This window comes from Vibrio sp. V39_P1S14PM300 (assembly GCF_009904765.1).
Lineage (GTDB): Bacteria > Pseudomonadota > Gammaproteobacteria > Enterobacterales > Vibrionaceae > Vibrio > Vibrio proteolyticus.
On record NZ_WXWP01000038.1, the window covers coordinates 1 to 7,791 of the forward strand.

The window sequence follows — 7,791 nt, forward strand, 5'->3', positions numbered from 1 at the left end:
ATCTAAGCCAACGCTTTCGTTATTAACGGAAGAAGAATTAAGAGAGTTGGAAAATGTGTGGATTGAACTTTCTGTTTGGAAGAAAAAGCAAACACACTAATATCATTTAACTTTATACGGATTTCCCAGAAACCTTCGTTAGTCATCTGACGAAGGTTTTTTATTGCCATTAAACTAAAATGTTATATTATAACATTTTGCTGCATCGATTGGTGAATGCCTGTGGATTGCTGTGTGCTTCCGCTCTTCCCAGCACTAGACGGGGTGGGAGCTGCGAGATACAGAAGTGATCTAATCGTTGAAATCTCGGGTATCAACCCCCATGATAAGTGGCAACAGAGAGTGCAGTAATGCATGGTTTAATAGTATCGCAGCGTGCGACATTGCAAGTGAGTGGGAATATGGCGGAAGTAAGAGCCAGAGTAGATTTTAAAGTCGGAGCCAAAAGCAACATTGATGCGGAAATTCTCTCATTCCGTGGTCTGAAAACGGACAAAGAACATGTTGCGGTTATTTTTAAACAGGCCGATCACAATGACCCGGTACCACTGGTTCGTATGCATTCAGAATGTCTGACCGGAGACGTGTTCCACTCTTCACGCTGTGACTGTGGTGAGCAGTTGGAAGAAACCATTAATAAGATGGGCGATACAGGCGGCATTATCCTTTATTTGCGTCAGGAAGGTCGTGGTATTGGTCTTTACAATAAGATTGACGCTTACCGTTTGCAAAGTGAAGGAATGAATACCTACGAAGCCAATAACCATCTTGGTTTTGGTGATGACCTGCGCGATTTCACTGAAGCGGCACAAATGCTGAAAGCTCTGGGGGTATCTAAGATCCGTCTGGTGACTAATAATCCTAAGAAAGTACGTGAGCTTAAAGAGCACGGTATTGATATTGAAGAAGTGGTGAATACATCGGCGCACATCAAGTCTGGTAATGAAAATTACCTCAAGGCCAAAGTCGCCCACGGGAAGCACCATCTCAAACTGTAGCCGGTTACTATCGGTTAAGCCCCGCTTTTGCGGGGCTTTTTTTGACCACTACATCGGTAATGATGTGAGTGTGGTTGTGTATTGAAAGCAGAAATGTGCTGGCTTTGAAGTGTTTTGAAACAAAAAAGTTGAAAACAAAATGTAAATTTGTATTATCTGACTTTAGAAGTGCAAATGAGAATAATTAGCACTAGCAATGAATTAAGATTACAAGTAGCTCAACAAGGATGCTTCAAAATGACTGTAAACCCTTTTCTAACCCGTTCTCTTGCTGCATCTCTGATTGCATTGAGCGGTTCAGTGATGGCGACCAACGTAACTCAGGATCAAGTTGTCGAACATTACGCTGATCTTGCGCATGCTGTCTTTGCCGACTCACTGACCACCGCACAAGCGTTGGACAAATCAATTGATACGTTTCTGGCGGCTCCGTCAGAAGCCAAACTTAACCAAGTAAAGCAAGCCTGGTTGGCTTCACGCGTTTCCTACCAACAGTCTGAAGTTTTCCGTTTTGGTAACGCCGTAGTTGATGATTGGGAAGGCCAATTGAATGCCTGGCCGCTGGACGAAGGGCTGATCGATTACGTGAGTTCGGACTATCAATATGAGCTTGGCAATGAAGGTGCGCAGGCGAATATTGTCGCCAACAAGCAACTGAAAATCGGAGCGACAACCATTGATACCGCAAAGATTACACCTGAGTTGATTGCCAATCTGAACGAAGTTGGCGGCTCAGAAGCAAACGTGGCGTCGGGTTACCATGCGATTGAGTTCCTGCTGTGGGGGCAAGATTTGAATGGCACCAACGCAGGAGCCGGTGCGCGTGCGTACACCGATTTTGTGGTGGGTGAAGGCTGTACGAATGATAATTGTGATCGCCGTGGTGAATACCTCAAAGCTGCTGCGGACCTGTTGGTGCAGGATTTGGCGTGGATGGAAAAACAGTGGTCGGCTGACGAAAAAGGCAACTACCGCGAATCTCTGCTCAATGAGCCTGCTGAAAATGGCGTTCGTAAAATGCTGTTCGGTATGGGTTCTTTGTCGCTGGGTGAGCTGGCTGGCGAACGCATGAAAGTGGCGTTGGAAGCGAACTCGACCGAAGATGAGCACGATTGCTTCTCCGACAATACGCATAACTCGCACTATTACAATGAGCAGGGAATTTACAACGTTTACACGGGTGAATATAAACGTGCTGATGGTTCAACCCTGAGCGGCCCGGGTATCGCGGCGCTGGTAGAGCAAAAAGATGCTCAAGCAGCCAAGGAAATTCAGCAGCAGTTTGATACCACTCTGCTCCAGGTCAACAAGTTAGTGATCTCTGCTGAAAAAGACAATCAGCACTTCGATCAACTGATTGCTGCAGGCAATGCGAAAGGCAATGCACTGGTGAATGACACGATTACATCACTGGTGGCACAAACGTCTGCGATTGAACGCGCGGCTAATGTGATTGGTATCGACAGCTTGAACCCGGACACAGCTGATCACGAATTTTAAGCAGAATAACAACATAACCAAGGGCTCACTATGAGCCCTTTTGCCGTTTGCATTTGAGTGAGAAGCGGCGATTTTTTTGCATGAGAGCCATGTTATGAAAAAGTACCTTGCTGCGGCCACCCTGGCGTTGTTATCAACCCATGCGATGGCGTATGGAGTCAAGTCCGGCGGCGACACGAGCACAAAAAAGCAAGGGCCAAATGCCTACTCACTGCCGGCGTCCAACCTGCCACTTGCTAAGCGTCTGGATTTTAGTGTTGGGAACAGTTTTTTCCGTAACCCTTGGGTTCAGTCTCCGTCTTCAACCGACGCCAGAGATGGACTCGGCCCACTGTTCAATACCAACGGTTGTCAGAACTGCCACATCAAAGATGGTCGTGGTCATCCACCTGAGCGAAATGACCAGCATGCGGTGTCGATGCTGGTTCGGCTCAGTATTCCAGCGATGACCGCAGAACAGAAACACGTGTTTATTCGAGACGGTGTCGTGCCTGAGCCGACTTATGGGGCGCAACTGCAGGATTTCGCGTTGCCGGATCAAAAGGCAGAAGGGGTGGTCGATATTACATACACATCGATTCCTGTCCTTTTTTCTGACGGGACACAAGTGACGTTACGCAAACCGAAGCTTAAGATTGTGGACTTGCAATACGGCCCAATGCACCCTGAGACTCAATTCTCTGCTCGTGTTGCTCCGCCGATGATTGGCCTGGGCTTGTTAGAGAGCATACCGGACAGCACGCTGCTGACCTGGGCACAATCTGGTGACGGTCGTAATGGCATTTCGGGGAAAGTAAACCGGGTGTGGGATGTGCAAAAACAACAATTTGCCATCGGTCGTTTTGGCTGGAAAGCTGGTCAACCGACGCTGATGCAACAAAATGCGGCCGCATTTAATGGCGATGTTGGACTGACCAGTAACCTGTTTCCTAACGAAAACTGTACCGCAAAGCAGACGTTGTGTGATGAGTTACCAAAAGGCGGCTCGCCGGAAGTCAGTGATAAGATTCTGAAGTTCGTTGAGTTCTATTCTCAGCATTTGGCGGTACCAGTGCGACGCAATGTGAACGATCCGGCGGTCAAGTATGGACAAACCTTGTTTGCCGAAGCCGGTTGCGACAACTGCCACAAACCGAGTGTGAAGACGGCGGTGCGTGCGGATCTTCCGGCGTTATCAGGACAGGAAATTCATCCCTATACAGACCTGTTGCTCCACGATATGGGGGAAGGGTTGGCAGATAATCGCGATGAATACCTTGCTAATGGGCGAGAGTGGCGGACGTCGCCATTGTGGGGGATTGGTTACACGCAGGAAGTGAATGGGCACACGTATTATTTACACGATGGCCGGGCTCGTAATCTAATGGAAGCGGTATTGTGGCACGGCGGTGAGGCGGAGCCTGCGAAACAAGCCGTACTCAAGTTTAATGACGCACAACGTCAGGCGCTGATCGCCTTTCTGAATTCACTATAAGGGGATAACCATGAATTGTAGTCAACTCGCGCGTTTTGGTGTCGCGATAGTCAGTCTGAGCGGGTTTGCCGGTGGTGTCTCTGCTGCGTCGCCAACGCCGCATATCAGTCATCCGGTTTATCAGCTGGAATCTGCATCGGCTCAGCGTTTCTCAAGCGCAGCGGAAGCGCTTAACAAAGCGTTTGCCGCGTATTGTGCAGACGGTCGCAACCATCCAGAATCAGTGAAAAAACAGTGGCACCAAACTATGAATGCCTGGATGGCGTTGCAGGGTCAAGAGCGTGGCCCATCGCAAGCGCTGGAGCAGAGCTGGAATATTCAGTTCTGGCCAGACAAGAAAAATACCACTGGTCGTAAAATGTCGGCGTTGGTCGAACAGCAGCGACACTGGACGCCAGAACAAATTTCAAAGCAAAGTGTTACGGTGCAGGGATTGGGCGCCATTGAATGGCTGCTTTATGATCGAGCCTCCGATCTAGTGGCAAACCCGGCCACCTGCGACACGGGTGTCGCCATAAGTGGCAATTTGCTAATCAATGCGGCGCATATTGCAAAAGCGTGGGAAACCAATCCATGGATCCAACTGGATACGCAAAACTGGTATGCGGAATACATTGCTGTGTTGTCGAATCAACTTGAATACAGCATGAAAAAACTCAGCCGACCAATGGCAAAAATCGGACATCCTCGACCGTACTTCTCAGAATCCTGGCGTTCGAAGAGCTCAATGCTCAATCTCAAAGCCAACGTAGAAGCGTTACAGGCTCTGTATCTGGCCGACGGTAAGGGTTTGGACCAGTTGCTGCGCCAACGCGGTAAAGCAGATCTGGCAGACTCAATCAAAGCGCAGTTTGAAGCGACGTTGATGGCTTGGCCTGAACAATCGAGCTTGTTTGATTTGCTGCAAAGTCGTGAAGGCTATCAATCGGTGCTGGCACAATTTAACAAGTTGGAGCAGCTTAAGTATTTGATTCATGAAGAAGTCGCGGTAGAGCTGGGCGTCGTAATAGGATTCAATGCAACCGATGGTGACTGATCAAACAAGACGCGGCCTGCTTAAAGCCGCATTTGCCGGAGGCGCGGTATCAATGATGCCGCTTTCGTTCGCTTCGGCTGGTACACCTGCGCCCGCACTGGTCGGTTGCGCGATTCGTGGCCGGGAACAATTTTCTGCAGTAGTGGCCGATGAGTCCGGTATGCCGCTGACTCAGGTGCCATTACCCGCCCGAGGGCATGGGGTAGCAATCAACACTAAATCAGGCCACGCCGCTGCGTTCGGCCGTCGTCCTGGGACGTTTTTTCTGGTGTTTGATTATCGCACCGGCGAAACAGTAACACTCACACTGGCGGCCAAGGATCGTCATTACTATGGTCATGGTGTGTATTCCAATGACGGCCGCTGGTTGTATGCGACAGAAGGTGAGCGCGGTACCAGTCGCGGTATCATTGGTGTCTATGACTCTACTCAGCAATATCGTAAAGTCGAAGAGTTTCATGGCTTTGGTTTGGGGCCGCATGAGGTTATTCTCATGCCGGACGATACACTGGCTATTGGGGTCGGTGGTGTGCACACCAATGGAAGGGCGCCACTCAATCTGGATTCGATGCAGCCGAGCCTGAGTTACCTGAGCCCAACAGGTCAATTGTTGGATCAAGTTTCGTTGGGGGATCACCACCTTAGTATTCGCCATCTGGCGCACGATGGCGATCACACGGTGTTGTGTGGTCAGCAATATCGGGGCGAACCGGATGAATATCCTGCTCTTCTTGCGATGCACACCCGAGGAGGCGCCATGATTCCGCTCGATGCTGAACCCGAAGAGTGGGCGCGTTTCAATCATTACATTGCCAGTATTGCTGCAACAGAAGAGTGGATTCTGGCGACCTCACCACGGGGCAATTGTTATGGGATCTGGTCGAAAGCCAGTCGACAACTGGTGGAGCTGGCGGCTTTGCCGGATGCTTCCGGGGTGGTGACTGCTGACAAGGCATTTCGCATCAGCTCGGGGTCGGGCAACGTGATCACCCATCCTTACCCACAAGCCAAACAGAGTGTCGCGTCCGGCGTGATGTGGGATAACCACTGGTCTGCCATTCGCTAGCCAGATGACTTTCCTTCCCTGACAGGTAATCCCGGTGTGGCCTTCTGAATTGTGTCCAAGTCCGCCGGGCTGCCGTCCCGCCTCAAAAAGTTAACCCTAGCTAACGCTTGATTCTCTGCCATACTTTTATTGCGTATTCAGTGCGTATTGCTGCTTTGCGACAGCATTAGCACTGACGCAGTGGAATGGGAGAACGCTTAGGATGAGATCATGGAAACACTATAGCTGGTGGTTGATTTGTCTACTGATGATCCCGTATCAGGTGGGGGCGATAGCGCGCAATGAAACGCTGGAATGGTTTCAAAACGACTCGAAAATTCCGTCTTTGCTGCAATATCCAGATGTGGTTAATCAGATTTATCAAAACAATGGCCGTGACCTGATATGGACGGATATCGAGCCGATCAACAAGCTTGAATTTCAACTCGAGCTGATTCAACAGGCGGGTTTCAGCCCTTTGTTTAACCGGCAGCTCAGTTACCTTAAATATTATCGGGCGGCCAACAGCTGGTTCGAATTTGATGTTCTGGCTACTGATACCTTACTGCTATATATGAGTTACGCTGAGCTTGCGCCTCAAATCGGGTATAACTGGTTTTTTCGGACCAAGTTGAACCAGTCCATACAGCCACCGAGCAATGAAATGGTAATGGCACTGGAATCTGCAATTGAATCCAAGCGATTGTCAGGGTTCATTGACATTTTTGCGCCCGCCTCACCGGGGTACCAACAACTGCTCGATACTTACCGCAGCTTAGGGCAGTACGCAGATGTTAATGTGCCGCGTTATCACCAGGTTGGCCTGAAGCGGGTCGGCGATCCAATCAGTGACCGTGATGTTCTATTGCAAAGGCTCCAGCTGGTGAATGTCGACGTGAGTCGGGTACGCACCGATGTGGCCTGGTATGACGATACGTTGGAAACGGCGATCAAGGCATTTCAACGTATCCATGGACTAAACCAGGACGGCGTTATTGGCCCGGCAACGGTCAGGTGGTTAAATGTTGCCCCCTCACAGCGGGTTGCCATGCTGGCACTTAATATCGAACGTTCTCGATTGTGGCCGATGCAGCATGACACCTTGATATTGGTGAATGTGCCTGGTTATCAAATTCGTTACTGGTATTTAGGCAATGAAGTCTTTGAATCGAAAGTGGTTGTAGGGCGGGTCTCTCGAAAAACGCCGGTGATGAAAACCAGTCTGAATGCCTTGATCCTGAATCCTACGTGGAACGTGCCGCGGAAAATTATGGTGGAGGATATTTTGCCGCAGGTGAAAAAAGATGCCACCTATCTTGAAAAGCATCAGATGCAAATTCTCGAAACTTGGGATTCAGATGCAGTGATCAGCCCAGAAGCGATAGACTGGACGACCGTCAATCCACGTGCGTTTCCCTACCGTCTCCGTCAGCAATCGGGGGCTCAGAACGCACTCGGATTGTACAAGTTCAACACCCCCAATAAACGTGCGATTTATTTGCATGACACACCTAGTAAGAGTTTGTTTAATAAGGAGAAACGCGCATTCAGTTCGGGTTGTATCCGAGTGCAGAATGCGGATGAATTCGCGGCATTATTGCTGCGTACACAAGGTTTAGATGAGATGAAAATCGCGCAGTACAACGAGCGCACCAACAAGTCGATTCCACTGAGACAGCGCATCCCCGTGCATATTATTTACCAAACGGTTTGGTATGAATCAGGGCAAGTACACTAT

The 7,791-nt window shown here is 49.5% G+C and carries 6 protein-coding genes; all 6 read left to right on the plus strand.

Annotated elements, in window-relative coordinates; translation table 11 throughout:
* Positions 1-350: 350 nt before the first annotated feature.
* Positions 351-998 (plus strand): GTP cyclohydrolase II, encoded by a 648-nt coding sequence (locus tag CAG65_RS02260; RefSeq protein WP_021703601.1) that lies wholly within the window; start codon positions 351-353, stop codon positions 996-998.
* Between the two features lie 237 nt (positions 999-1,235).
* Complete coding sequence (locus CAG65_RS02265) at positions 1,236-2,498, plus strand: imelysin family protein (RefSeq protein ID WP_161451893.1); 1,263 nt, start codon at positions 1,236-1,238, stop codon at positions 2,496-2,498.
* Positions 2,499-2,592: 94 nt separating this feature from the next.
* Complete coding sequence (locus CAG65_RS02270; RefSeq protein ID WP_161451895.1) at positions 2,593-3,972, plus strand: di-heme oxidoreductase family protein; 1,380 nt, start codon at positions 2,593-2,595, stop codon at positions 3,970-3,972.
* 10 nt (positions 3,973-3,982) lie between these two features.
* On the plus strand, positions 3,983-5,008 hold the full coding sequence (locus CAG65_RS02275; protein WP_161451896.1) for an imelysin family protein: 1,026 nt from the start codon (positions 3,983-3,985) through the stop codon (positions 5,006-5,008).
* Positions 4,989-6,074, plus strand: coding sequence for a DUF1513 domain-containing protein (locus tag CAG65_RS02280; RefSeq protein ID WP_021703597.1), 1,086 nt, complete (start codon positions 4,989-4,991; stop codon positions 6,072-6,074). The genes CAG65_RS02275 and CAG65_RS02280 overlap by 20 nt, the downstream gene beginning before the upstream one ends.
* Before the next feature lie 202 nt (positions 6,075-6,276).
* The coding region (locus CAG65_RS02285) for a L,D-transpeptidase family protein (RefSeq protein WP_161451897.1) at positions 6,277-7,791 on the plus strand (1,515 nt) is incomplete at its 3' end.

Bases quoted from the DNA above. Each gene is read 5' to 3' on its own strand.
- CAG65_RS02270 (WP_161451895.1), top strand. From the start codon at position 2,593: ATGAAAAAGTACCTTGCTGCGGCCACCCTGGCGTTGTTATCAACCCAT.
- CAG65_RS02265 (WP_161451893.1), top strand. From the start codon at position 1,236: ATGACTGTAAACCCTTTTCTAACCCGTTCTCTTGCTGCATCTCTGATT.
- CAG65_RS02280 (WP_021703597.1), top strand. From the start codon at position 4,989: ATGCAACCGATGGTGACTGATCAAACAAGACGCGGCCTGCTTAAAGCC.
- CAG65_RS02260 (WP_021703601.1), top strand. From the start codon at position 351: ATGCATGGTTTAATAGTATCGCAGCGTGCGACATTGCAAGTGAGTGGG.
- CAG65_RS02275 (WP_161451896.1), top strand. From the start codon at position 3,983: ATGAATTGTAGTCAACTCGCGCGTTTTGGTGTCGCGATAGTCAGTCTG.